This window comes from Psychrobacter sp. 16-MNA-CIBAN-0192 (assembly GCF_040309565.1).
Classification (GTDB): Bacteria; Pseudomonadota; Gammaproteobacteria; order Pseudomonadales; family Moraxellaceae; genus Psychrobacter.
Map to the genome: position 1 here is coordinate 188,184 of NZ_JBEOOX010000001.1, position 24,461 is coordinate 212,644.

Below are 24,461 nucleotides of genomic sequence, written 5' to 3' on the forward strand. Positions count from 1 at the left end.
AGGAAGTTTTAGATAATAAAAAAGGTGGGCTTAGGCTCACCTTTTTTATGCTAGAAGTTATTGTTAATAAAAAAGTTATTCCATTTAGGACATTCTCTTGTCAGTTTTTTTACTAAAGCTATTAGACTTTTATATTTCATTTCAATATCAGATATATATAAATGAGTGTTTATAGCCTTATTTTTAACAAATTTATATAGTAACTTGAGATCATGAGATATTATTTCGTTTGATTCAAAATAAAAAGGGAATATTATTCCCCTTTCTCCGTAAAAACTATCTAGATTATACGAGTAGTGGTCAGGTATTAAGACTTCCAAGTCTTTAAAATCACAAAATAAGTAATAGTCACTATAATTAGACCTTATATAAATCGTATCTTCTTCTGATAATTTATCAAATGCCTTTATTTTTTTAGTAAATTTATAATCTTCATTGGAGTATATTGGGTCTTGACCTTCGATGAGCGAACTTAAAGTAATAGTAGAAAATATAGCAACGCTAAAATCATCTATGTATAACGCATTTTCCATTTTTTTGCTTTTAACTAACCCTGGTTTGTGAAAAAGTAATATGTTGCTATTATGATAATTGTCTAACTTTCCAGAAAACTTAATTTCATATACTACAAATTTATTTTTTAGAAAATATTCAATAGTTCTTTTATAATATACAGTGTTTACTGAGTTAAATAACTTCACTTCATGGAGTATGTTGTCTCTATTTAACGCTTCTATAACCTTGACTGATGCTTCATTAATACCTAGCAAAAATGAATCTTCTTTAAGAATATCTTTTAAATACATACTGTCGTCAAATTTTAATTTTTCTATATCTTCGTATTTTACTTCATTTTCGTTTACTTCATTTCTAAGTATATTTAGACCTAGTTCCTTGTTATATTCGAATCCATAAACTAGTTTACATATATTGTTATTAACAAAGCTCATATCTTCGATCATAGCTTTTATCTTAATTATTAATCGCTCTATCAAATCATAATTTTTCCAGTCATTTCTAGAAATGTTTAGAAAATCTTTAGCGTCGCCATAAATGTCGATATAGACTTGAGCATGTCCAAAAACATTCAGGAGATGCATATTATCTCGATAAACATGTATCTCCTGTCCTCTAAAAGAATAAGCATGATCGTATCTAAAGTTATTATTACATATAGTGTCTGGTATATATATCTGCAAACCAAAGCTATAATTTTTATACTCAAACCATGCTATATTTTCGTCAGGTCTATAAAAATCTTCCATTTCGTATGTATGGTCTGGCAACCAATTTGGCATATTTTCTGCTAAGCTATAATCTATATTATCGTAAAATATTTTTGGATTATCCCTAGTAAAGACGTTGGACAATGAGTTTTTTAGTCCTATCAAAAGTGCATTGGCTTTGTTTTTAGTATTATTACTCATACTAGAAGAGAATTTTTGTTCAGTTTTTAGAAATAATTCTGTTCGAGTACCATAGGGGATATATTGACTGTTTTGATCTAACTGACTAATAAAGCAATAGCCATTATCTTTGCTCAAAGGAGAATTGAGTTTGACCTCTATAGATTCATTACTAACTATACTTTTAGTTAAAAACCTCAAATGTTGATATTCCTCTGGGTTTTTTCTACTCAAGAGGAATACGCTATGCATTCCTATACCGAAAGCCCCAGAAGGCCTCATCCATTGTGGCATATTACTAATAATTTTCTTTTTCTCAAGGTTCTTATCAGAACCTCCCATATATTGCATATGTTTGAGGTCTTTTAGGCTAATACCTATACCAAAATCTTCTATACAAAGCTTCCAAATATCCTCGTAATTTTCTGTGGTTTCGATGAATTTTAAACTCACAATAATAGAATAGCTACTAAGTATTTTATGAACATCAACATCATAAGGGTTACCTTCTTTCAGTGTGTTTCGCTTAATCTTATCATCTCTAGGATCTATCCACACTCTTAATAACGTAGCATCTATAGCATTTTGTATAAGCTCTCTTACAACATCCTCTACACCATGATATAAGTTATTACCTTGCAATAAATCAATTATATTCTTTTCATCTAACGCAAACTTCATAGGCTTGCCATCTAGTAATACCTTTGAGTCATCCATTTCTACATCAAGCTTGTTAATTGTTGGTAGTAAACCGAACTCACGACTAGGCACGATATTTTTCCATTGTGACATTTGATTTTGAATTTCTTCCTTGATCCAATCAAACCAGTTACGACATTCTATATAAGCCATTTCCGTACTACAGACAGCGGTAACACTAACAGTCTCATTATCTAGCTGAAACTCACGAATAGCTTGATGCTTATGTTTATGCGTTTCACTAAACGACGGCATATTACCAACTTGCCTAGCCATAACAGGACAAAAGCGGTTGTCATCGATATCAAATAAATCACCTAAACGTAGTAGGCATGCAACAAAACGAGGATGACAATCTTCCGTACCCATACCTGTTTGGCGAAAAGGTAAGTCCTTCATGACGTAATTGAAACTTTTGCCATGAGATAAACAGATTTGAGCGAGATAGCGATAAATACGATTTGGGAGTAATTCAGTACGTGGAGAGTTAATATTTAGCTTTTCAAATGGTTTTAATACAACTCTTTCGGAGTTGGCTGGGTGGTCACGCCGATACCATTCGGCAACCATCTGACGATATTTTTCAACACCTTTATATGGGTTATCATAATGAACAAGGGCAGCTTCCCAACCATCGTTATGCCAAACCTTCGCAAACTCATGTAAGTCTTGAATATTGTTGTTAGCAAGCTCTTCAACGTAATCTTTAAATTTCTCATTCTTAACTACATCTTGAACCTCATCAGCATTGAACAGCATACCGATATCATGCCAGTACGCCGCTTCCAAAAGTAACCATGTATCTGTCGCTGTCAGCTTTTCAATATTGCTACCTAACAGACGCTCGATGTTGACGAGTATTTGCTGAGAGTGAGATTCGTTGTGGCTACTAAAGTGAGGATAATAGCTACCCACGTTTTCAAGTGACTTACCGACGAGCTTTTCATCAAATTCCCATTGCGACATCAATATTCTGGTATTGCTATCTTCATCAGTCTTCTTTCTTAGATGTTTGATTAAGCCTGCACTCATGTTAAGTCCTTTTTATTATTTCATATTTAGCATTTTTTATTGTACAGAATTACTTTTGACCCTCTTTTTGAGCCTCAGCGATCAACTCATGAATCTTAGAACTTTCTTTTAGCACACAAGCATCATATGCAGAAAGCGTTCTAGATTCTTCTTCCACTTTTTGCTCGTGGTCTTGTTTTGCTTTTTCTTCTAAATACTTTTGAAGTTCGTCTTGTTCATTTGGTTGTGAGTGACTCATGGCTTATGTCTCCTAGATTTTGTATTGCTAAATAAGGTCTATCTTAACCACCATACTTCTTATTGAGCGCCTTTAAAATAGCATAGGTTTCCAAATCCATCACGCCCGTTGGCTGCTGCGGTCGGAAGTGCAATTGAAAGGCATAAATGACATTGCGACTGGCTTTATCCCATTCATTACTATCATTGATTTGATAACCGTAATCGCGAAACGCTTGCTTAATATCCGGTATCGTTGCCGCTGCAAATTCATCTTGATTCATAAAGAACTGTTTATCAAATTCGTCATACCATGCCCCAATGCCATATTCATTATACAGTCGTTGCCAAGGGAACTTAGCACCGGGGTCAATTTTACGCGAGGGTGCCATATCAGAGTGCCCGATGATATTAGTTGAGGCGATATGATATTTTTTGGCTAAATCCTGCACCAGTTGGGCGACTTTTTTAATTTGAATTTCATTAAATTCGACATAGTGCTCAGCAGGATGGTAGTCGAGCGCACCGTTTTTGAGCGCATCGCGATACTGCGGGGCAATCCCATCATTGACAATCTCAATGCCAATCGAGGTATCATTTAATACCGTTCTACCCGCAAAGCCGCCTGCGCCCGCGTGCCACGCCCGTTCATGATCTGGTACTAGATTATAGATTTTATCATCGTCATTATTGAGAATCAGATAGTGGGCGCTGACATTGCCCGTGGTTAAAGTTTTGCTAGAGCGCTCATTATTACCAACGGTGTAATGCAGCACAATAAAATGAATGCGCTCATTTTTACCTTGGGCTTGGTAGGTATGCTTGTCGATTGCGTAGCGCGGCGCGGTGCTGGATAGGCAGCCAACCAATGGCAAGGTCATACATAGGGCTAGTGCCACAGAGGTAATGTTTTTCGTCATGAAGCGCTCGGATTAGAAGGAGAAGCGGTCAGATAATAAGCCGACTCTTGCTTCCGATTTTGGATAGGATGTCAGTGATGCTCATAATACCCATAATAACAGCGATATCCATGATATTAACGAGTCGTCTGCGCAAATGCGAGATAATACGTCAATATCAGGCCGCCATGAATATTCTTATAATGTATGGATTGAGGTTTTTTAACCCAGTTTGTCAGGGTAGAATTTAAGAAAAATAATGCTTATTTAGATATCTTTAAAACAGTAGAGATAATGAGATAAGGGCGCTGGCAAGGCGATATTCACCCGAAACGACGCGTTTCTGCGCCCCATGCAAAGACCAAGGCATACAGTACGTGACCGATAAGCGCGATCCAAGTTACTTCCGTAAACCCAAGGAACGCTGGCAACCCAGTAATCAGGTGGGCGACGACATAGAGCGCGAATACCCACAGCACGATGCCATAAGCCACAGCCGTGAGCGACCAATGCAGCGACGGCATGATGGTTTTCCACAGCGGACGTACGACCATAAACCAGCCCAGCGGATAGATTATTAAGCCTGTAATGTAATGAATCAGCTCAGGCGTGCCCGTTGGCGCTGAGCCAAACAGCACCTCAATCATAGTAGTCGGCAGCTTAATGGTTGAAAGCTCAGCAAAACCTAGAATGGGAGATAAGGATGGTCCCCAAAAGTCAAAGACAATTGTGGCAAGTGCGCCTGCGAATAAGATTGTGAAAATAGACGCCTTGCTTGCTGATAGGTGTTTCGTTGAAGCGTTATGATTGGTCATAATAGAGTCATATTTAAAGGCAAACCGATAATAGCTATAAAGGGACAACTGGTTTGCCGCTGTCAATGGTCATAAAACCACTGACAGCAAGTAAAAGCGTGAATGCTCGCGCTTAAATCGACGATAACACGGATACAGCCTTTATTTATCATGGCTTGCAGGAGCGATTGATGAGCATAGTTCACGCAAAAGCTGCATGAACCATGCTAAGGCAGGGTATAAATCTGATTGAGCTGGCACATAATATGGAATTATACCTAGCGCTTACCATTACTTTTTAGTTACGTTTTATACAGATTGATGCTGTTAATAACGAATACTGTCAATAACTCAGACTTAGAATAAGACTGGTCATGGCAATGCTCAAATCAGCAGATACAGATTCGAATATAGCGACAATTATGCTGAGTTAATCCTCTTTAATTTTCTTTTTAAGAACCGTTTTCCAGCTCTCTTCCAAGCAGTCAATCGCCAGCCACGGCTCGATAGTTTCTGCGGCAAATTTCTCTTTGGTATTTGCTAATTGCCATAGCGTCTTAAGGTTGGCAAATGGGTACGGGCGCTCGATGAGATAGACAGGCAAGTTCGCGCTAATCATGCCATCGCGTACCACTTCAAAATACCAGCCAGAAATGCCTTGTTTGGTTATCCATGAGGCGATATTAGGTACTTTAGTGAACTGTCCAATTTGATCATTGATTTTATAGCAAGGCCTGCGCGGTTGGACGATACGTAATTGCACGCTGTCGTTACCATTAACTTTATCTTTACCGTATTGAAAGACATCGCCAATACAAACCGTCGCTTCCGTCATCTCTGGCAAACCGTTTACTGCTTCAGTAGTCAAGTTTTCACCCAACGTGCCGACACGTACCTGTAAACCAAACTCTGCATTAATCTTGTCATATGTCGCAGTTGATAATTGATGCACCGCTTTTAAGGGACCGCCATGATGTTTGCGATCGGCTTGCTCATCGGTGGTCAAACCCATAAAGTTAACGGCGACCGGCGCTTTAATGGGACTTTTATCAATGGCACTCAGCTGCTCACGCGTAAATGGCATCGCTTTACCAGCGCGGACATCGATTAAATTAGCAATATACAACGGCAGTGGCTGATTAAAATCATTGATATGAGCCTTAATATCAGCTTCGGTTTTGGTTTTGGTTTCAATACTAGATTTTTGCGATAAGGGTATGCTGCAATCTATGCTCATGAGTCGTCCTAGACGGTTATTATTTTAGTAAGCCAATAGGGTTTTATGGCTCACATTATCTTAGCGCAATCATAGGCTGTTTTCAGATTATTTAAAGGTACTGTTTATTTCTTAGAATTAAGGTGTTAAAAATCAAACATAAAAAAAGACCAGATAATGTATCCAGTCTTTTTATATAAGCCACGCTATTTATCTTTGCTATTAGTTACGGCGACCGGCTTTTTTCTCACGTGGTACAGCAACCAGCTCAGCTAAGTTTTCAGCTGATGACCAAAGACCTTCTAAGTCGTAGAACTCACGTGCTGCTGGAGTCATCATATGGACAACGACCGCGCCTAAGTCGATGAGCGTCCAGTCAGAGTCGTTACCGCCTTCGCGACCGAGGGGCATAAAGCCGCCAAGTTTCGCTTCAGCGCCAACGCTGTCTGCCATCGCGCGCACATGGCGTTTAGAGGTACCGTCAGCGATGACGATACGTTCCATCACGTCAGTTAAATGCTCAACATTCAGCACGGTGATATTTTTGGCTTTCATATCGTCTAGGGCAGTTTTAACAAGGGTCAGACAAGCTTCTAAGCGTTCGTTCGTCATGGTGTTAGACATATATTTTGATCTCTTTAATCGTATTAATAACATTGAAACATAAAATAATAAATGGTCAGTTAAGCAATAATTTGCAAAATGACATCAATAGAGCGATTTTAACGGAATTAGGCAGCAGAATATAGCTGATGGGCGATAATATATTGATAAACCGTAGGATTTAGCCATTTAGCTAATAAATTGGGCGGATTGTAAGGATGAAGGGGCATATTGGGTAAAGTGATATTTATTGTCAGTTGTTCACGTACTCGGGTACTCGATATCGCCGCAACAGGGCGCGGGTCAATATAAATGCGTCCTTTAGCTGGGTTTTTCAAGTCAGTTCTTGATTGTAATAATTGGTTTAAAGGCTGATTTAAGGGTTGAGTAATATCGGTGAGTCTATGCGTAACTTGTCCTTGCAAGACTAAGGGTAATTGACAAGATAACTGTGCAAAATCTTGCTCAGACAAAGGTTGGTTTGCATAGCGTGTATGATTCGTTATAGCTGAAAAGTTAGCATCGTCATTGCGATTAAAAATCCATAAATGCACATAGTCGGTCAATTGTAGACCATTTTTCCATTTATCCAAACTGCGTGCGCTGTCCATGCCCATGATAAATATCAGGCTATCGTTAGGATATCGCTCATGCAAAGTACGCACGCTATCAATACTATAAACCGGCGGCGTTTGCCACAGCTCAAGCTGTTCAATATGTAAGGGCGTATCTTGAATAGCAAGGGTTAACATGGCTAAGCGCTGAGCAGGATCGATAGTGTCTTCTTTAAACGGCGAGCGCGCATTGGGCAATAATGACACTTCAAGCACGCGATTTTGCTCCGCAGCCATATCGGCAAGCGCATTGTAAACGTGCATCGCCATTTGGATATGACCTTGATGCACGGGGTTAAAGGAGCCGCCAAGATAGGCACGAATCGCAGGCGCGGTAGACATCAATTAATAACCCATAACAGCATAAATATACTGACTATTGTAGAGGGCAGCGATGCGCTTGTCATCAGCTGCTCATCATTTAATACTAGCCGTAAAAAAGACTTAAACATAACGCACGAAAAAGCCGACCCTTATGACAAGCATCGGCTTTTTTATTGAGCTATTTTTAGATAACAGCTTACCTTTTAAATCACCATCTTAAATCGCATCGCTCTCGGCTTGAATGGCGGTTAAGGCAATGGTATAGATAATATCATCGACCAATGCGCCACGCGATAAGTCGTTGACGGGCTTATTTAATCCTTGCAGCATGGGTCCAACGCTGATGACATTGGCACTACGTTGTACCGCTTTATAAGTGGTGTTACCCGTATTGAGGTCAGGAAAAATAAAAACGTTGGCTTGTCCGGCAACCGGCGAGTCCGGCGCTTTTTGTTTGCCAACGCTCATGACCGATGCGGCATCATATTGCAGTGGACCATCAACGGCAAGATGTGGCGCACGCTCACGGACGATTTCGGTGGCTCGGGTGACTTTTTCTACATCCGCGCCCGTACCTGATGCGCCTGTTGAGTAGCTAATCATGGCAACTTTGGGTTCAATGCCGAATGCAGCTGCTGATTGTGCCGACTGAATGGCAATTTCTGCCAATTCTTCCGCTGTTGGGTCAGGATTAATGGCGCAATCCCCATAGACCACCACTTGTTCTGGTAGCAGCATAAAGAAGATAGAGGATACCAAGGAATACTGCGGAGCGGTTTTAATCAACTGAAATGCTGGGCGTACCGTGTTGGCAGTGGTATGAATAGCGCCGGATACCAGTCCATCGACTTCGCCCAGCTGCAACATAATCGTGCCTAGGAATACCGTATCTTTAAGCTGTTCAGCCGCGACTGTTTCGGTAGTTTTACCTTGACGACGTTCAACGACTGCCGCGATATATTTATTCATATCTAAGCTATCAGGGTCGATAATCTCTAAGCCTTCAGGCAAGACCAAATCGCGATTTTTGGCAACTTGTAATACGTCAGCGCGTCTGGCAAGCAGTACGCAATTGGCAATACCTCGGCTTTGACAAATACAAGCTGCTTCTACCGTTCTTGGCTCAGAGCCTTCCGGCAGTACGATACGTTTTTTTGCCTGTTGTGCTTTTTTGACCACTTGATAACGGAACGCCGCTGGCGACAACCGCGTTTTATGCTCATTGCTAAAATAGGATTTAATCCAACTTAAATCTAAATGCGCCGCAACATAACGGGTGACGTCTTTGGCGCGCTCAGTATCATCGCTTGGAATCTCAGAGCTCATGTGCATCAGACTTTGCACGGTCTCAAAGCTTTGTGCTTCGACACACATGATAGGAATGCCCGTTTTTAGCGCCGATTGCCACAGCTCAGCGACGGTAGGATTGGGTACCACACCGCCAGTTAATACCAGTCCGGCAAGTGGAATGCCATTGATACACGCCAGCGCTGCTGCTAAGAGCAAGTCATCCCGGTCGCCTGGTATAACAAGAAGCGTGCCCCGCTTAAAGACTTGATCAACACGCGCCACTGAACGGGCAATCAGGCTAATATGTGTGATGCGGCGCGTTTTGGCGTCACCCACATGCAGCCACGTGGCGTCAAGCTCGGTGGCAATATCCCACGTTCGCGGTACGGATAGTGAATCACTAAACGGAACCGCCCCGATTAAGCGAAATTGCTCACTATTAAAATGCGGCGACAAACGGCGCACATCTTCAATAAACTGATCATCTAAACTAAATAACGCTTCACGAGGGGCAACCAGCTGATGCTCTGCGGTAATATCTTGAGTTGGGACGCGCATTAAAATACAGCCCAATACGCGCTCATCACCCATCCCGCCAAAATAGCGCGCATTGACGTCCAATTTGTCCGCTAAATGCGCTGGATTATTAATATCAACCGTACTCACAAATATAATATTGGCATCAAGGGCATGGGCAATGGCGCGATTGACTTGTGAGGCATAAGGCGCTTCAGTCGTCGGCACCAGCCCTTCACAAATAATGACATCCTGATTGTCACCAATCGATTGATAACTGCCCACCACCTCTTCCATCAATTCATCTAAATGGTCATCGCCAATCATGCGCTCAACGCGCTGACGGCTGATGGATTTGGGCGGCGTTAAACCAAACGCGCTCATAATCAGCGCACTTGAGCTGTCCAAACTGCTTTGCTTATCAAGCGAATCATCTTGCAAAAACGGCTTCATAAATGCCGCTTTAACACCATTATAATCCAGCGCGTGAATCAAACCGAGCGCCGCTGAAGTCACGCCAATACCGCGACTGATAGGAACAAGTAAAATGGTTTGCATGGCATATCCTATTTTTATGAGGGCAGTTTTTTCATGAGGGCAGTTGATAAATCACAGCTTTCAAATGACAAATTAGGGCGCAAATGTATCTATGATAATCCCAACGTTTGGCGCGTTTCCTTGGCAATTTGGCATTCTTCATCAGTTGGAATGACCCACAGCTCAATGCTGCTATCTTCATTATGGAAGCTGCCTTCGCCGCCGCCATATAGAGATTGGTTTTTATCTTGATTAAACTTAATACCGAAGTGACGCATCACCTCTAAAATACGCGCGCGCGTGGTTGATGAGTTCTCGCCGATACCACCGGTAAAGACTATTCCCGTAAATTCAGGTAGCGCACAGCTTAAGCTAGCAAGGTATTTCCCAGCGCGGTAGCAGAACATCTCAATAGCTAATTGCGCATCTTTATGACCTTCATTCGCGGCTTGCTCAATGGTACGCAAATCGTTGGATAAGCCAGAAATACCCAGCAAACCGCTGTCGTTATTGAGCATGTCGTTGATTTCTTCTAAGCTCAGACCCAGCAGACGCTTTAGGTGAATATGCAAACCGGGGTCAACATCGCCACTGCGCGTGCCCATCATTAGACCCTCAAGTGGCGTAAGCCCCATGCTGGTGTCCATACTTTTACCATCATAAATGGCAGTTGCTGAGCAGCCATTACCCAAATGCGCGGTGAGCCAGCCATGTGGACCTGTAGTATCCGTCAATTCACTGGCGCGCTCTGACACATAGGCATGACTGGTGCCATGAAAGCCGTAGCGACGGATTTTTTCGTCTTCATATAAGGCTTTTGGAATCGGATAGCGATAGGCAACCGGCGGCATGGTTTGATGGAATGCCGTATCGAACACCACCACTTGGGGGATATCGGGATACAGTGCTTGTACGGCTTCAATACCCAACGCATTAGCTGGATTATGTAGAGGTGCTAGGATTTTTAGGCGTTTGACTTCTTCTAATACATGCGCATCAACCCGTACCGCTTTCGAGTACTCACGACCGCCATGTACCACGCGGTGACCTACTGCGATAAAATGATATTGTTCTAATAACGCGAGGATTTTTTGCAGCGCCAACTCATGACGACCACCGGGAATCGCAATCTCAAGTTTTTCACCATTTAAAGTAGTGTGTTTGATACGCGCGGTATCCAGCCCCAGATTTTCGGCAAGCCCTGTGATACGCGTTGATTCATCTTCGCTAATAAGGGCGTATTTGATGGAGGACGAGCCACAGTTTAAAACCAAAGTAGGATTGATTAATGTAGACGTATCCGAGTTGCGGTCACTAAAAGTGGTATTGCTGACGCTGTCACTCATGCTCTATCCTTAGATGGGTTGGTTAAGTAATGAATCATAGCGGATTAGATGGATTTGAACAAACACTAAACTCTAGCTAAATAATGTGCTAAAAAAACGCCAAAAACCTTATCAAAACGCTAGTATTATCAGCAATCACGGGTGACTGTCGTTGCCACTATTCCCTGTGCTTATTGCAATAGATAATAATACTAGCAGACATAATGAGACTATTCAGCTCATTTTAGTAATTGTGATGCTATTTTTATTTAACAGTTGTCCATCACTATCCTAGATAGGCTCATAATAAGATAGTCTATGTTATGGTAATGCTTGCCAGATTCTTATTAAACCCTATATAAAATCAGGCATAAAGGTGCCTGTTTCTTATATCTGATAATTTCATAACTGTTTTTTAATCTAAACTTTAGCTGTCTAAACAAATTGTAAGAAAATTTGTCAGATTAAGCTGTATTTGGGATTAGTCAAGTAAGGTAAATGGTAAGCAGAGTGATTGACTACGTTATTTGCAAGATTATTTGCTATGTTATGTGCAAGATTAGCAACACAGTTGATGACTGAATGAATAAAGAAATTAATCGCTAAATGCGCGCAATAGGCGCACAGAATTATGGAATAATGCTATGATTCCCTCAATTCAGTTAAGGAAAGCGCTATGTTGCCAGCCTCTGTTGTTACTACTACTGCCACTATTAACCCGCGAATTATTAGCTCAAGAACAATCGGCACGCTATTGTTAACGGGTGCCTTTATGACAGCGCTCACAGGATGTGGACAAAAAGGCGATTTATACCTAGTCGATACCAATAGCCAAATGGTCACTAATAGCTCAGAAGCGTTAGACAGCACCAGTAATCCGCAAGATGCCGCTTTTGCCGGGCTGAATGATGCAGAGTATGAGCAAGCGCCAGATGGCAACTATGTCAGTGATGACCCGAACGATTATTGATTATTAGCACCATATTCTTTTTAGACTGTCACAACGCACTTATCCTTATTTTCATTTCCTAGCTTTTATCATTTCACCTGTTTACTTTGTAACGCTGAACACATTAGAGAAGCCATTATGAATCATGCCAATCCGCAACAAGACGTAAGCCAATCTGTTATTTCTGAATCAGTAACCACCAAAACCGAACAAGGTTTGTATATCAACCCTAAAGCGTTAACCGCGCATTTATCGGCTTTGCAGTATCAGGACGAAGCGTTATATGTAGAAGGGGTCAGCGTCAGTGAACTGGTCGAGCGCTACGATACGCCGTGTTATGTATACTCGCAGCAGGCGATTTTGGATGTGTACCGCGAATATAATGAAAGCTTTGCCTCAGTTGAGCATCGGATTTGCTATGCGGTCAAGGCAAACTCAAATATTGCCGTCTTAGGCGTATTAGTAGAGGCAGGTGCAGGCTTTGATATTGTGTCGCGTGGCGAGCTTGAGCGCGTCTTAGCAGCAGGCGGGCAGGCAAGCCAAGTGGTATTTTCAGGCGTTGGCAAGACGCGTGATGATATTGCCTTTGCCCTAAGCCAAGGTATCAGCTGCTTTAACGTTGAGTCTATTAGCGAGCTGACGCTCATCAATATGGTCGCGAAAGAATTGGACAAGCGCGCGCCTATCTCGTTACGGGTTAATCCAGATGTGGATGCTAAAACGCATCCGTATATTTCTACCGGATTAAAAGACAATAAGTTTGGCATTGCCCATGATAAAGCGCTGGCAGTGTATGAGCATGCTGCCAAGCTGTCACATATTGAGATTGTTGGTATTGATTGTCATATTGGTTCACAATTAACTGAAGTGGCACCTTTTATTGCTGCTTTGGATAAGGTGATTGAGCTGATTCATGGCTTACGTGACAAAGGCATTGAGCTGCGTCATGTTGATTTGGGTGGCGGTTTGGGCGTGCGCTATATTGATGAGACGCCAGTGACGATTGCTGATTTTGCCGAAGCGTTATTGCCAAAATTAACTGAGCTTGGCTTACCGGTATTTTTTGAGCCGGGTCGTAGTATGGTTGCAAATGCAGGCGTGTTATTAACCCGTGTCGATGTACTAAAACCCACTGAGCACAAAAACTTTGCTATCGTTGATGCGGCGATGAATGATTTGATTCGTCCAGCATTGTATCAAGCAGAAATGGCGGTGATTCCAGAAATATTACCAAGCGAAGGTTTAGATACTGAAGGCACACAAGCATGGGATATTGTTGGCGCGATTTGTGAAACGGGTGATTTTTTAGCAAAAGACCGTTTATTATCATTAGCTACTGGTGATGTGTTAGCCATTACAGGTGCTGGCGCGTATGGCTTTGTGATGAGTAGCAACTATAACTCGCGCCCACGCGCTGCTGAAGTGATGGTCGCTGGCAGTCGTCATCAATTGATTGGCAAACGCGAAACCATTGCTGATTTATACGCTGGTGAAAGCTTGTGGCAAAGTGAGAAGTAATACTCAAAAAGTATTCATGATAATAATTATGCATGCTTAATTATCATTCCTACTTAATTTAATCCTATAAAAATGACCCATTGTTATCACGACAATGGGTTTTTTATGGCAAAAAGGCTGAACGTTACTGCGCTAAATTGGTAGTGATAATTATCATTGTAATAGGCAGCATGCTACTATATCAGGCACATAATAATAGAATAGGAAACAAAGAGATGCTAATAGAGTTTACCAAAATGCATGGTCTGGGCAATGATTTTATGGTCATCGATTTGGTGACCCAGCGCTTAGAGCTGACGACTGATTTGGTACAGTTATTGGGCGATCGTCACTTAGGCATCGGCTTTGATCAGTTGCTCATCGTTGAGCCACCGATGCGTCCAGATGTGGATTTTAGTTATCGTATTTTTAATACTGATGGTACGGAAGTTGAGCAATGTGGTAATGGCGCCCGTTGTTTTGCCCGTTTTGTGCAAGCGCGCAAACTGTCCTTTAAGCAGCGCCTGCGAGTTGAAACGGCAAGTGGCATTATCTCTTTAACCACCGACCGTTATGGTTGGGTGGAAGTAGATATGGGTAAGCCAAAGTTTGAACCCAATGAGATTCCCTTTACCCCAAAAGCCACCACCAAAATTCAAAACGCCTATCATTTAGACGTTAATGGCACGCCGGTGCAATTATATGTTGCCAATATGGGTAATCCGCATGCGGTTATTAAAGTGGATGATGTGGTCAATGCCGACGTTGAGAAGTTGGGCAAGGCAATTGAGTCGCATCCGGCATTTCCAGCGCGGGTCAATGTTGGCTTTATGCAAGTGATGAATAACCGTCATATTCGTCTGCGTGTTTATGAGCGCGGCGTTGGCGAAACCCAAGCTTGCGGTACGGGTGCATGTGCAGCAGTGGCGGTTGGCATTCGTGAAGGCTGGCTTGATGAAGGGGAGGACGTGCGCGCACAACTCTATGGCGGCAGTATGATGATACGCTGGCAGCCCGGTTATTCAGTGATGATGACTGGACCGACGGCATTTGTTTATGAGGGAGTATTTAGCCCTGATGGCTTAATGGCGCAGGCGGGCATTAAACCTAGCAAGAGCAGCGATGCCGTATAAGTTATCTAAATTATGCCAAAAATAGAATCAAATGAGGCGTTAACCTCATTATTAATACCCGTTGAACGCTGGTTAAATACTTTAGCCACGCGTAACCATTCAGCGCATACTTTAAGTGCCTATTTTGCTGGGGTTCAGCAGTTGGCATTATTTTTGCGCGGTAGGCAGCTGACATGGACGCGCTGTGATAAGCGGCAATTGGCGCAGCATATCAGTCAACGTTTGGACGAAGACAAGTTAGCACTTGCCAGTGTGCAGCAAGAGCTATCCGCTATTCGTCATTTTTATGGTTGGTTGATTGAGGAAGGGCTTGCTCGTATTAACCCTGCAACTGGTTATCAGCTAAAGCGCAGCCCTAGACCCTTGCCATCGATTGCGGATATTGATTTATTAACCCAACTTCTTGACCAACCTACGCCCGATACGCCGGCGCAAGCACGATTGTGGTTACGCGATAAGGCAATGTTTGAGCTACTATATAGCAGTGGTCTGCGGGTTGGCGAGTTAGTGGCGCTTGATGTCAACGATGTGGAACTCTCGGAGTTGCGCGTGCGTGTGACTGGTAAAGGCAATAAAACCCGCATCGTACCTATTGGGACAAAAGCCGCTACTGCCATTACGCGCTATTTGCCACATCGTCACTTGTGGGTTGAGCACCTTGATAATGCTTTGTTTATTAGCGAAAAGCTCGGTACGCGCTTATCAACGCGCGCGGTGCAACAACGGCTAAAAGTTGCCGCCACGCGTGCTGGTATCGCCCAAAATATGTATCCCCATTTACTGCGCCATTGCTTTGCTTCGCACTTACTGTCTGGCAGTGGCGATTTACGGGCAGTACAAGAAATGCTCGGACACAGTGATGTTAGCACCACGCAGATTTATACCCATGTTGATTTTGCGAAGCTGACTCAAGTATATGACCGCGCCCATCCACGTGCGACGCAGGTAAAAAAAGACAAGCTAGAGTAGTAAAGTTGCAATAAGTTATGCTAAGCGATGACAATTAAAGATAGGCATATGTTGTCGCCCTTGTTCTTGTGCATTTTTATCTAATGTTGCCATGACCAACGTATAGCTTTTATCTAAGGCTTCACCCTCAAGATTGCTATGCTCATAGCTATCAGCGACTGAGCCATTAAATTGCGTAATCGCTGCATGTCCCCACGTTTGACGCGGACTGCCGGTTTTATAATGATGTTCACCGCCTTGCGCTGCACCAATCACCATACATTGACTATCCAACGCCCGCGCTTGTAATAATAATGACCAGTTTGCCTGTCCGGTCAAATAGGTAAATGCCGATGGCGCACTAAGCAACTCCGCACCTGCTTGGCGCAACCGCTGAGCCAATGCTGGAAAGCGCAAATCAAAGCACACCATCATCCCTAAGTTAAAAACTGTATTATCGACGTCAATTGGCGTCACGACCGTCTGCGTGCCCGGCTCAAACGTTGCCGCCTCATTATAGCTGCCTTGCTTATCCGCCACTGTCGCGGTAAATAAATGAATCTTATCGTAGCGCGCTGCCTGCGTGCCATCTGGCGCAAACAGCTGACTGACTTGGCGCATCCGTCCATCAGGCACAATCACGCCATCAGGACGATACAAACACGGTAGCGAGCCGGCAAGCACATACAAGTCATGCGTACGTGCGGCATCGCCAATCATAGCTGATAATTCATCAAATCGCTCAGCCGTCGCGCGTTGCTCCCCCATGCTACAGCAGTTCTCCGGCAATACCACCAGCTGCGCGCCTTGCTCTTTTGCCGCGCTTATCGCCGATTTTATCGTTGCCATATTGGCATCAACATTTTGCTGGCTGTTCATTTGTACCGCTGCCACAGTTAACTGATGACTCATATATCTTCTCAATCGTATTTGTTAGTATGCGTATTATCATAGCAACAATGCCGCAAAAAATGCTATCGTCGTGTCCGGATATATGTCAGCTCATTTGTTGAAATCAGAACAATCACTTTATTTATAATAATTATTATCACCATCATGGAGTGTCACCCTCAGTCATGAGTATGTCGTTTGGGCTAGTAGCCACGCTAAATACCTCACAACGGCTCACGCCACAAATGCAGCAAGCGATAAAATTGCTACAGCTGTCGAGTCTTGAGCTGGCACAAGAAGTACAACTCAAATTGGATAGCAATCCTTTGCTTGAGCGTGTTGAAGATGACGACGAGGATTTCACGACTATAGCGGATTCGCCTTTGACGCTTGATGCGTGGAATAGCGACACGGGCAGTTCGTCAGCAGCCGATACCGACTATAATGCTGACGGCTATTCTAATAACGACTATTCTGACGATAGCTACGCCAATAATAACGATACTGATGATAGCTATAATAATGATAGTTATAGCAATGATGATACATGTAGCAATAGCTTTGATAAGTTACAGCAGTCTGGTATTAGCGATAGTGTGCTAGATACTGGTGATATTAATGATGACTATCAAGATGTTAATAATATTGACACCGGAAACTATGCATCGTCAACGCAAACAAGCAAAGCTTTTGACGAATTAGATGCTTATCAAGGCAGCACCAGCGCCTGTATTCAAGACCATGTACGCTGGCAGCTTAATTTTAAGCATTTATCCGACACCGATATGCTGATTGCCAATTATTTGATGGATGCCATGGATGACATGGGCTTTATCCAGCTTGATATTGATGAGTTATTGCAGAGCTTTACAACCGTGGCGAGTTTTTATCAATGGGACAATCGTGTTGAGCGCGATGAAATAATGGCAGTACTGCGCGTCATCCAGTCCTGTGATCCTCTAGGCGTGGGCGCGCGCACACTGAGTGAATGTCTTGCCATTCAACTCGGCAAGCTTGATATAGATACCGAGCATTTAGCGCATGCAGTTGCCTTATTATCTGCCAGCGAGCACTTGGTGAGTAATAATATCAAAGCATTAACAGACGCCACTGGATTACTGCCGGAAAACATAACGCCAGCGCTACAGTTGCTGCGTACGCTTAATCCTGCGCCCGGCTTATCCTTTCAAACCAATCAGCCCGATTATACACAGCCGCCAGCGAGCTATGATATTCCTGATATCATCGTGATTCCTATTAATTGTAGTAAAGCAGATAAAGTAGTCAACAATACTGCTCAAACCGAAGGCTGGCATGTTAGGCTAAATCCAGAAACCTTACCAAAGCTGCGTGTCAATCAAGAATACGCCAGCCTCGTCAAACGCGGTGATAATAGCCCTGATAATCAATACTTACGGGATAATTTGCTGGATGCGCGATTATTTATTCGCAGTATTGAAGAGCGCAACCAAAATTTACTTAAGGTAGCCACCAGCATTGTACGGCGTCAGCAAGCCTTTTTGCAGTATGGCGCAACCAGCATGCAACCTCTGATTTTAAAAGAAGTAGCCGATGAAGTAGAGCTGCATGAATCGACTGTCTCGCGCTTGACCACCAGCAAAACCATGCTCACCCCGCAAGGACTATTTTCTCTAAAGCATTTCTTTTCATCGCACGTTAGCAGTAGCGATGGCGATATCTCATCGACCGCCATTAGCGCCATGATTAAGCAGCTTATCACTGATGAGAACCCTAAAAAGCCACTGTCTGATAGTCGTATTCAAGCGCAATTGCTAGCCGAAGGTATTGATATCGCGCGGCGTACCGTTGCTAAATACCGTGAAGCCATGAATATCAGCTCCTCAACCCAGCGTAAACAAAAGTACTAGCGTCTATCTATCTCTCGCTCAGTTTGCATTCATAAAACGTCAAAGTAATGCTAAATACCAGTAACCGTATTTACCTACTGTAACTCAGCTACTATCAAAATCTTATATAAAAAATAAAAATTCCTGAGTATATAGATTTGAGTGAATAACGAAAGCTTTAGATACATTTCGCTACACGATTTGCTCTTGCCAGCTGCGCTGATTCATGACAAATTAGAGACATATCAATAACCACTGCCAATCAGCATAGCTATAAAAATATCTAACATTACTATTAAAACAGTCACCTGAAACGGTGACAAGATACGAAATTAGCGGACTGATAAATCAAGCAGAATTATTGATACGGGAAGGTAATGAGGACAGGATTCTTAATTACCGGTTGTACTATCAGCGATAACTATAAGGACAATAATATGAATGTTACTATCCGTGGTCACCATATCACCGTAACTGAAGCCATGAATACTGCTGTCCATGATAAGTTGACCAAAATAGAACGTCACTTTGATCAAATTCAAAGCATTCAAGTAATCCTATCACTTGATAATAGTGGTGCCAGCGATGGTGGTCAAAAGACCCATAAAGCTGAAGCTATCTTACGAGTCTCAGGACAAGAAATGTTTGTACAAGCGCTTGAGGATGACATGTATAAAGCCATTAATGAGATGGCAGACAAACTCGACAGACAAGTACGCAAATATAAAACGCGCCTAGAGCGGAACAAGGTTAAAGGGGCAGGTCGTGAAGCACGCTTTGGCGATATAGAGCTGGAAGGTGCAGAACCAGTCGCCTAATTGCCAATTGTTTTATGATTGAAATTAAGTTTAGTAGCTGGTTATTAGGATGAATTTATAAGCATTAATAATAAATAAAGCTAACATTCAACTCATAGCCAGCTATTAATGAATACCTAAACATATCGAGGGAAATTAAGTAGCAAAGCAGCAGTTATAAAATGAATAGTAAAAGCATAAAAAAGACCGCAAACGTATCATACGCTTGCGGTCCTTTTGTTAGCTAAACACCTAAGAATATTATTTTTAATAAGATATTAAATGATACTAAAGTAATAGCGATTAATCATTGAACCACTAGATAGCAAATACTCATAACTCAACAATAGTCATTAAAGATTAACCGCCACCCACCGCTTGTACCACCTCGATTACCATTCCATCAGTAATAAGTAAATTATCAAGCTCGCTTTTAGGAATCAGCTCACCATTTACTTCAACGGCATAACGTCCGCTACTTAAGCCTAGCTCGTTGACCACCAGTTGTACCGTTTGATGGGTAGTTTGCAAGGTTTGTCCATTAACACTGATTGTACTCATAATCGTTGTTCCTTAAATTAATCATTCCCTAGATTAACCGTGACCTAATTAATGTGATTATTCTTTATGAATCAAAGTATAACCATTAATCCTTACTTAATGTAGCGCCTTTATTAATCAGCTGGCATTGGTAGAGCGAAAAGCAGTCACCGCTAGCCAGACCCAACCTGCTATCATGAGCGCGCCGCCAATAGGGGTAATCGCGCCAAACCAACGCGGTGCGCCAAGGGTCATCGCAAATAAGCTGCCTGCAAAGATAATAACGCCAATTTGTAATAACCATGCCGTTGTGTGAGCAGCAATGTTAAGACGTATCAGCACTCCGACCAGCAACAGCCCTAAGGCATGGATAAACAGATAGAGCGTAGCCGTGTGCCACCACTCCAACTGTTGCGCATCGACCATATTCTTAATACCGTGCGCGCCAAACGCCCCTAACGCCACTGCAATAGCCAGATTAAGCGCGGCAATTCCTATCCAGTTGACCATTATTAATCCTTACTGAATATCGTCTGGCAAAATCACGCTATCAATGGTCATTGCTTCACGGATTTTATCCATCGCGTTTTTCTCAATTTGGCGCACGCGTTCCGCTGATATTGAATAAACAGCGGCAAGCTCGTGTAAGGTAGATTTTTGCTCGGATAACCAGCGCTGTTCAACGATATCGCGAGAACGCTCATCCAAAGTATCCATAGCGGCTATCAAGGCAGAGGAGTTGTTCTCTTCCCAATCCGCTTCTTCAACCATTTCCGCAGGATCAATACCATCTTCTAAGAACAATTGCGGCGCATAACGTCCGTCGTCATCATCGCTCGACTGAGTTTCAAATGATGCATCATAAGAAGTCAGGCGCGATTCCATCTCTAACACTTGCTTACGCGTGACGTTTAAATCTTGGGCAATGGCATCAGCTTCTTCTAAAGTCAGCTGATTATTGGTCTTTTTTAAGCTACGTAAATTAAAGAATAATTTACGATGGGCTTTGGTGGTTGCCACTTTGACAATACGCCAGTTACGAATGACAAATTCATGAATTTCAGCTTTAATCCAATGCACCGCAAAGGATACCAAGCGCACGCCCTTATTAGGGTCAAAGCGTTTGACTGCTTTCATCAAACCTAAGTTGCCTTCTTGAATCAAGTCTGCTTGCGGTAAACCGTAACCTGAATAGCTACGGGCAATATGAATCACAAAGCGCAAATGCGACATGACCAGTAGACGTGCCGCTTCAACATCGCCTTCATCATAATAACGATGGGCAAGCTCTTGTTCTTGCTGCGGGGTTAAAATTGGGATTTGATGTACGGTATTAATATACGCACCAACATTGACCCCAGGCGCTGACAAATGCGTAGGCATAGCCGGTACCAAATCGCGGGTACTGGTATTTTCAAAGGCAGTGGCATCATAAGGTGGACGTTCAGCTGCTGCCTTGAGCGCCGCGTCGCGTGCTGGATTGGATTCAGGTGCAGGGATGTCGCTTTGTACTGTTTTCATCGAGTCAGTAGCCATATTCTTGACCTTGATTAAAATGGAATAAGTAAAAAATTTATCAATTAAATATAGTTATTGTGGTCACATGTGGCACATTAAGGTGCTGATTACTTTAATTGTAAAGGATAGCACGACTCAATTGGTATCGGTTTTGGTAATGATGAAGTGAAAGATTGTATCGGGCTTAGCGCTATCTAGATGGTTATCAGCCACGCTATTGGTCACTTGGCTAGTGCTGACTTGATTAAGTATTAATGTTAGCGCAGGAGCACCGCTTTGCTGAGTTTTATGGGTTTGCTGACAAAACGCCACAATATCCGCTTGTGAGTTGGGGTCAGTTGCTACCACATACAGCGATTCGCCTGCACCAACATCACGCAGCGCCACTTTCGTTTTTAATAATGGCATAGGGCACGCCAGTCCACGACCATCGACCATATTTTTAATGATTACTGACTCGCCGTTCATCGTAGTATTTACGGCGCCTTTTTGAGTCAGCTGTCTGTTAGCAGGCTGTATATTAGCAATATATTCAACTGATAATTGCTGTAATAAAGCCGCCGCCGTTTCCTGTATGGGCGCTGCCAGAATCTGCGAAAAATAAATAGTATACGGAGCGTGTAATGTAGGCATGGTTTGCTGGGTGATAGTCATAATAAAACCCTTAAAATCTTGAATGTAGTGTTGCTTAATGTGGCAGCGCTATAGCAGCTTTTAATGATATTTATTGCCAAGTGTCTATTATAACAAATCCCAGCTGAGCAATTACAGTCGATTGGACGTCCTGTCATCAACGCTGTTATTGAAATAATTAATGAGGCGCGTTCAGGCTTATAGATATGAAAAAGCTTAAAGCAAAGCGTAAGGTAGGATAAATAAAAAAATATTCAGAAAGGGAATGTTGCCCAAAGATAACGCATTACTTAGATATTGGTAGTACATGGCAGGTTAAAATTGACCACTGACCTGCAAGCTCGTATCATCCAAAATGATGAGTGAACCTCCAGAGATTTGACTACTAATATTTGACTACTAATAAAGGATGGGCATGTGACCCCTATTAATTATTTTGCGTTAAATCGTGCCTTAACCGATAAGTATTCAATAATGACATCCGTAAGTGCCCCTTTTACATCGTTTGCTGGTGTGCAGCCTAACCCTTTTTTATTTAACGATAAGGCAAGACGTTATAGCAGATGGATTGTCATGGCGGCAATTATGAGTGGGACGGTAGGCTTTAGTCAAACAAGCCATGCTGCGTTAGCCTTGGCAACGGTGGCAACGAATGCGCCCAGCTCATCTAATAGTATGATGGCAAGCTCATGGCAAAATTCGCCAGTTGCAGAGCTTGCGCTGCCAAGTTTACAAGGACAAGGGCTCAGTTTTGCCGATCAATATCAAAATAAACGTATGGGCGAGTGGTCACTACAAAAAATCAATGGTCAAGCAAAAATGGAGCACGACCCATGGATTCAAGAGACAGTCAAAGAGATGACGTGGCGGCTTAACGCGCAAGCACGGCAGCAAGCGCCACTTGGCGAGGTGATTATGGATAATCCCAGCATCAATGCGTTTGCCGCGCCGGGCGGGGTGATTGGTATTAATACGGGTACTATCCTTGCTGCCAGCAGTATGGATGAGCTGGCAAGTGTGGTGGCACATGAGGTTGCGCATATCAGTCAACGCCATTATGAACATGGAGCAGATGAGCGCCGGCAAGCATTATTGATTCAGATGGGCGGAATGCTGGCAGCCATTGCCGCGTCCGCTATTGATAGTGGTGGCGATGCGGCAGCTGCGGTTATGATGGGTAGTCAGACCGCTGCGATGAATAGCAGTATGGCATTTAGCAGGAGTAATGAGCGTGAGGCAGACCGAGTAGGTATGCAGATTATGAACCAAGCCGGCTATGACCCACGTGCGATGCCACGGTTTTTTGCAACGATGAATCAACAAAGTCAGCTCAATCAAGTTGCCAATCGATTTTTACCCAGCTTTGTACGATCGCATCCTTTAAGTAATGAGCGTTTAAGTGAAGCCCAAAGCCGTGCCCAGCGTTATCCTGTGTTGTCGCTTACTCAGCAGCAGCGGCACCAAGCCTTATTTGATTTGCTCTATTGGCGGGTGCAAGTGACGGGAAATCGTGTTTCCCCAACTGCACTAACCACCGCTGCAAAAAATAATCCTGCTGCCAAAGTTGCCTTATTACTTTGGTACGCCCAGCAGCAACGCTTTGATGAGGCGGCAACTATGATGACGCAACTCAATGCCTTGCCAAATAAAGAACGCCAAGCATTAGAGCCGCTATTATCGATCACTTATAGCCAAGTGTTAACCGAACAACATAAGTGGCAACAAGCGGTCGATGTGCTCACGCCGCAGCAGCGCCTTTATCCTGAACGTCGTGACTTGCGCTTATACTTGGCTGAAGCATTGACCAATAATAATCAGCCGACTGATGCTCAAATACTTCTCAAACCTTTAACTCAGCAGTACCCAAGTGACCGTTACGCGTGGCAAAGCTTGCAATTAGCCAATGAAAAAATTGCTAAAACATCAGCCTCAGCACCGCTTGCGCGTATCGCTACCATCAACGCGCTACGCTATCGCAGCCAAGACCAGCTGTGGAATGGACGCTATGATGCCGCGCTCATATCCTTGACCCAAGCCCAGCAATTGACCAAAAATATGCCAATCGCTGAACAAAGCAGTAGCGCTCGACCCTTATTAGCAAATATTGCTCAAGAAATCAAAAACGTAAAAACCGCCAAAGACTATCAGCCTTAAGCGGTTATACAATGCGGTTATATGATGCGGTTAATCATTATTAGCGTCAGTAATGCTACTCA

Annotated in this window: 21 protein-coding genes; 7 read left to right on the forward strand and 14 right to left on the reverse strand. The window is 43.0% G+C overall.

The window, feature by feature from the left end:
• Positions 1-50: 50 nt before the first annotated feature.
• From AAEY78_RS00805 to AAEY78_RS00845, 9 genes are all read right to left on the reverse strand, one after another.
• The gene (locus tag AAEY78_RS00805) at positions 51-3,137 is read right to left on the reverse strand and encodes an HD domain-containing protein (protein WP_352336487.1); all 3,087 of its coding nucleotides are present in this window, start codon (positions 3,135-3,137) and stop codon (positions 51-53) included.
• A gap of 49 nt (positions 3,138-3,186) precedes the next feature.
• On the reverse strand, positions 3,187-3,375 hold the full coding sequence (locus AAEY78_RS00810; protein ID WP_352336489.1) for a hypothetical protein: 189 nt from the start codon (positions 3,373-3,375) through the stop codon (positions 3,187-3,189).
• Between the two features lie 43 nt (positions 3,376-3,418).
• Entirely contained in the window at positions 3,419-4,273 is an 855-nt protein-coding gene (locus AAEY78_RS00815; protein ID WP_352336491.1) for an N-acetylmuramoyl-L-alanine amidase, read from the reverse strand.
• Positions 4,274-4,575: 302 nt separating this feature from the next.
• Positions 4,576-5,067: a hypothetical protein gene (locus tag AAEY78_RS00820; protein WP_352336493.1), complete on the reverse strand. Its 492-nt coding sequence runs from the start codon at positions 5,065-5,067 to the stop codon at positions 4,576-4,578.
• 409 nt (positions 5,068-5,476) lie between these two features.
• Entirely contained in the window at positions 5,477-6,130 is a 654-nt protein-coding gene (locus AAEY78_RS00825) for an MOSC domain-containing protein (protein WP_352336811.1), read from the reverse strand.
• Positions 6,131-6,484: 354 nt separating this feature from the next.
• Positions 6,485-6,886 (reverse strand): ribosome silencing factor, encoded by a 402-nt coding sequence (gene rsfS, locus AAEY78_RS00830; RefSeq protein WP_062534730.1) that lies wholly within the window; start codon positions 6,884-6,886, stop codon positions 6,485-6,487.
• A 107-nt stretch (positions 6,887-6,993) separates the two neighbouring features.
• Positions 6,994-7,821 carry a nicotinate-nicotinamide nucleotide adenylyltransferase gene (locus AAEY78_RS00835; RefSeq protein ID WP_352336495.1) on the reverse strand — a complete coding sequence of 276 codons (828 nt, stop codon included), beginning with the start codon at positions 7,819-7,821 and terminating at the stop codon, positions 6,994-6,996.
• Positions 7,822-8,019: 198 nt separating this feature from the next.
• Positions 8,020-10,167: a phosphate acetyltransferase gene (gene pta, locus AAEY78_RS00840; protein WP_352336497.1), complete on the reverse strand. Its 2,148-nt coding sequence runs from the start codon at positions 10,165-10,167 to the stop codon at positions 8,020-8,022.
• Positions 10,168-10,256: 89 nt separating this feature from the next.
• Positions 10,257-11,492 (reverse strand): acetate/propionate family kinase, encoded by a 1,236-nt coding sequence (locus AAEY78_RS00845; RefSeq protein ID WP_352336499.1) that lies wholly within the window; start codon positions 11,490-11,492, stop codon positions 10,257-10,259.
• Positions 11,493-12,147: 655 nt separating this feature from the next.
• On the opposite strand from AAEY78_RS00845, the gene lptM reads away from it, so the two are divergent.
• The 4 genes from lptM (at position 12,148) to AAEY78_RS00865 (ending at position 16,019) form a co-directional block, all read left to right on the forward strand.
• A complete protein-coding gene (gene lptM / locus AAEY78_RS00850; RefSeq protein WP_352336500.1) occupies positions 12,148-12,441 on the forward strand; it encodes an LPS translocon maturation chaperone LptM in 294 nt (97 codons plus the stop codon).
• A gap of 117 nt (positions 12,442-12,558) precedes the next feature.
• Positions 12,559-13,938, forward strand: a complete 1,380-nt coding sequence (lysA, locus tag AAEY78_RS00855; protein WP_502943593.1) for a diaminopimelate decarboxylase — start codon at positions 12,559-12,561, stop codon at positions 13,936-13,938.
• A 215-nt stretch (positions 13,939-14,153) separates the two neighbouring features.
• Positions 14,154-15,050 (forward strand): diaminopimelate epimerase, encoded by an 897-nt coding sequence (gene dapF, locus AAEY78_RS00860; RefSeq protein WP_352336501.1) that lies wholly within the window; start codon positions 14,154-14,156, stop codon positions 15,048-15,050.
• 12 nt (positions 15,051-15,062) lie between these two features.
• Positions 15,063-16,019: a tyrosine recombinase XerC gene (locus tag AAEY78_RS00865; protein ID WP_352336502.1), complete on the forward strand. Its 957-nt coding sequence runs from the start codon at positions 15,063-15,065 to the stop codon at positions 16,017-16,019.
• A 15-nt stretch (positions 16,020-16,034) separates the two neighbouring features.
• On the opposite strand, the gene AAEY78_RS00870 is transcribed toward AAEY78_RS00865, so the two are convergent.
• Positions 16,035-16,910 carry a nitrilase-related carbon-nitrogen hydrolase gene (locus AAEY78_RS00870; protein WP_352336504.1) on the reverse strand — a complete coding sequence of 292 codons (876 nt, stop codon included), beginning with the start codon at positions 16,908-16,910 and terminating at the stop codon, positions 16,035-16,037.
• A 164-nt stretch (positions 16,911-17,074) separates the two neighbouring features.
• Between AAEY78_RS00870 and rpoN the strand changes: the two genes are divergently transcribed.
• The gene (gene rpoN / locus AAEY78_RS00875; RefSeq protein ID WP_352336505.1) at positions 17,075-18,778 is read left to right on the forward strand and encodes an RNA polymerase factor sigma-54; all 1,704 of its coding nucleotides are present in this window, start codon (positions 17,075-17,077) and stop codon (positions 18,776-18,778) included.
• Between the two features lie 416 nt (positions 18,779-19,194).
• Positions 19,195-19,575 carry a ribosome hibernation-promoting factor, HPF/YfiA family gene (gene hpf / locus AAEY78_RS00880; RefSeq protein ID WP_352336506.1) on the forward strand — a complete coding sequence of 127 codons (381 nt, stop codon included), beginning with the start codon at positions 19,195-19,197 and terminating at the stop codon, positions 19,573-19,575.
• Between the two features lie 339 nt (positions 19,576-19,914).
• On the opposite strand, the gene thiS is transcribed toward hpf, so the two are convergent.
• The 4 genes from thiS to AAEY78_RS00900 form a co-directional block, all read right to left on the reverse strand.
• A complete protein-coding gene (gene thiS, locus AAEY78_RS00885; protein ID WP_352336508.1) occupies positions 19,915-20,115 on the reverse strand; it encodes a sulfur carrier protein ThiS in 201 nt (66 codons plus the stop codon).
• 117 nt (positions 20,116-20,232) lie between these two features.
• Positions 20,233-20,604 carry a DUF423 domain-containing protein gene (locus AAEY78_RS00890; RefSeq protein WP_352336510.1) on the reverse strand — a complete coding sequence of 124 codons (372 nt, stop codon included), beginning with the start codon at positions 20,602-20,604 and terminating at the stop codon, positions 20,233-20,235.
• 9 nt (positions 20,605-20,613) lie between these two features.
• Positions 20,614-21,477 carry an RNA polymerase sigma factor RpoH gene (gene rpoH / locus AAEY78_RS00895; RefSeq protein ID WP_352336815.1) on the reverse strand — a complete coding sequence of 288 codons (864 nt, stop codon included), beginning with the start codon at positions 21,475-21,477 and terminating at the stop codon, positions 20,614-20,616.
• A 270-nt stretch (positions 21,478-21,747) separates the two neighbouring features.
• Positions 21,748-22,266 carry a sulfurtransferase TusA family protein gene (locus AAEY78_RS00900; RefSeq protein ID WP_352336511.1) on the reverse strand — a complete coding sequence of 173 codons (519 nt, stop codon included), beginning with the start codon at positions 22,264-22,266 and terminating at the stop codon, positions 21,748-21,750.
• A gap of 396 nt (positions 22,267-22,662) precedes the next feature.
• Between AAEY78_RS00900 and AAEY78_RS00905 the strand changes: the two genes are divergently transcribed.
• Positions 22,663-24,399 carry a M48 family metalloprotease gene (locus AAEY78_RS00905; protein ID WP_352336513.1) on the forward strand — a complete coding sequence of 579 codons (1,737 nt, stop codon included), beginning with the start codon at positions 22,663-22,665 and terminating at the stop codon, positions 24,397-24,399.
• Positions 24,400-24,461 lie beyond the last annotated feature (62 nt).

What these genes read in the sequence shown, in the direction of transcription:
- AAEY78_RS00805 (WP_352336487.1), bottom strand. Translation starts at nt 3,137, where the DNA reads ATGAGTGCAGGCTTAATCAAACATCTAAGAAAGAAGACTGATGAAGAT.
- AAEY78_RS00810 (WP_352336489.1), bottom strand. Translation starts at nt 3,375, where the DNA reads ATGAGTCACTCACAACCAAATGAACAAGACGAACTTCAAAAGTATTTA.
- lysA (WP_502943593.1), top strand. Translation starts at nt 12,559, where the DNA reads ATGAATCATGCCAATCCGCAACAAGACGTAAGCCAATCTGTTATTTCT.
- dapF (WP_352336501.1), top strand. Translation starts at nt 14,154, where the DNA reads ATGCTAATAGAGTTTACCAAAATGCATGGTCTGGGCAATGATTTTATG.
- AAEY78_RS00820 (WP_352336493.1), bottom strand. Translation starts at nt 5,067, where the DNA reads ATGACCAATCATAACGCTTCAACGAAACACCTATCAGCAAGCAAGGCG.
- AAEY78_RS00890 (WP_352336510.1), bottom strand. Translation starts at nt 20,604, where the DNA reads ATGGTCAACTGGATAGGAATTGCCGCGCTTAATCTGGCTATTGCAGTG.
- AAEY78_RS00865 (WP_352336502.1), top strand. Translation starts at nt 15,063, where the DNA reads ATGCCAAAAATAGAATCAAATGAGGCGTTAACCTCATTATTAATACCC.
- AAEY78_RS00835 (WP_352336495.1), bottom strand. Translation starts at nt 7,821, where the DNA reads ATGTCTACCGCGCCTGCGATTCGTGCCTATCTTGGCGGCTCCTTTAAC.
- rpoH (WP_352336815.1), bottom strand. Translation starts at nt 21,477, where the DNA reads ATGCCTACGCATTTGTCAGCGCCTGGGGTCAATGTTGGTGCGTATATT.
- AAEY78_RS00825 (WP_352336811.1), bottom strand. Translation starts at nt 6,130, where the DNA reads ATGCCATTTACGCGTGAGCAGCTGAGTGCCATTGATAAAAGTCCCATT.
- AAEY78_RS00815 (WP_352336491.1), bottom strand. Translation starts at nt 4,273, where the DNA reads ATGACGAAAAACATTACCTCTGTGGCACTAGCCCTATGTATGACCTTG.
- AAEY78_RS00845 (WP_352336499.1), bottom strand. Translation starts at nt 11,492, where the DNA reads ATGAGTGACAGCGTCAGCAATACCACTTTTAGTGACCGCAACTCGGAT.
- rsfS (WP_062534730.1), bottom strand. Translation starts at nt 6,886, where the DNA reads ATGTCTAACACCATGACGAACGAACGCTTAGAAGCTTGTCTGACCCTT.
- AAEY78_RS00900 (WP_352336511.1), bottom strand. Translation starts at nt 22,266, where the DNA reads ATGACTATCACCCAGCAAACCATGCCTACATTACACGCTCCGTATACT.
- rpoN (WP_352336505.1), top strand. Translation starts at nt 17,075, where the DNA reads ATGAGTATGTCGTTTGGGCTAGTAGCCACGCTAAATACCTCACAACGG.
- lptM (WP_352336500.1), top strand. Translation starts at nt 12,148, where the DNA reads ATGTTGCCAGCCTCTGTTGTTACTACTACTGCCACTATTAACCCGCGA.
- hpf (WP_352336506.1), top strand. Translation starts at nt 19,195, where the DNA reads ATGAATGTTACTATCCGTGGTCACCATATCACCGTAACTGAAGCCATG.
- AAEY78_RS00870 (WP_352336504.1), bottom strand. Translation starts at nt 16,910, where the DNA reads ATGAGTCATCAGTTAACTGTGGCAGCGGTACAAATGAACAGCCAGCAA.
- pta (WP_352336497.1), bottom strand. Translation starts at nt 10,167, where the DNA reads ATGCAAACCATTTTACTTGTTCCTATCAGTCGCGGTATTGGCGTGACT.
- thiS (WP_352336508.1), bottom strand. Translation starts at nt 20,115, where the DNA reads ATGAGTACAATCAGTGTTAATGGACAAACCTTGCAAACTACCCATCAA.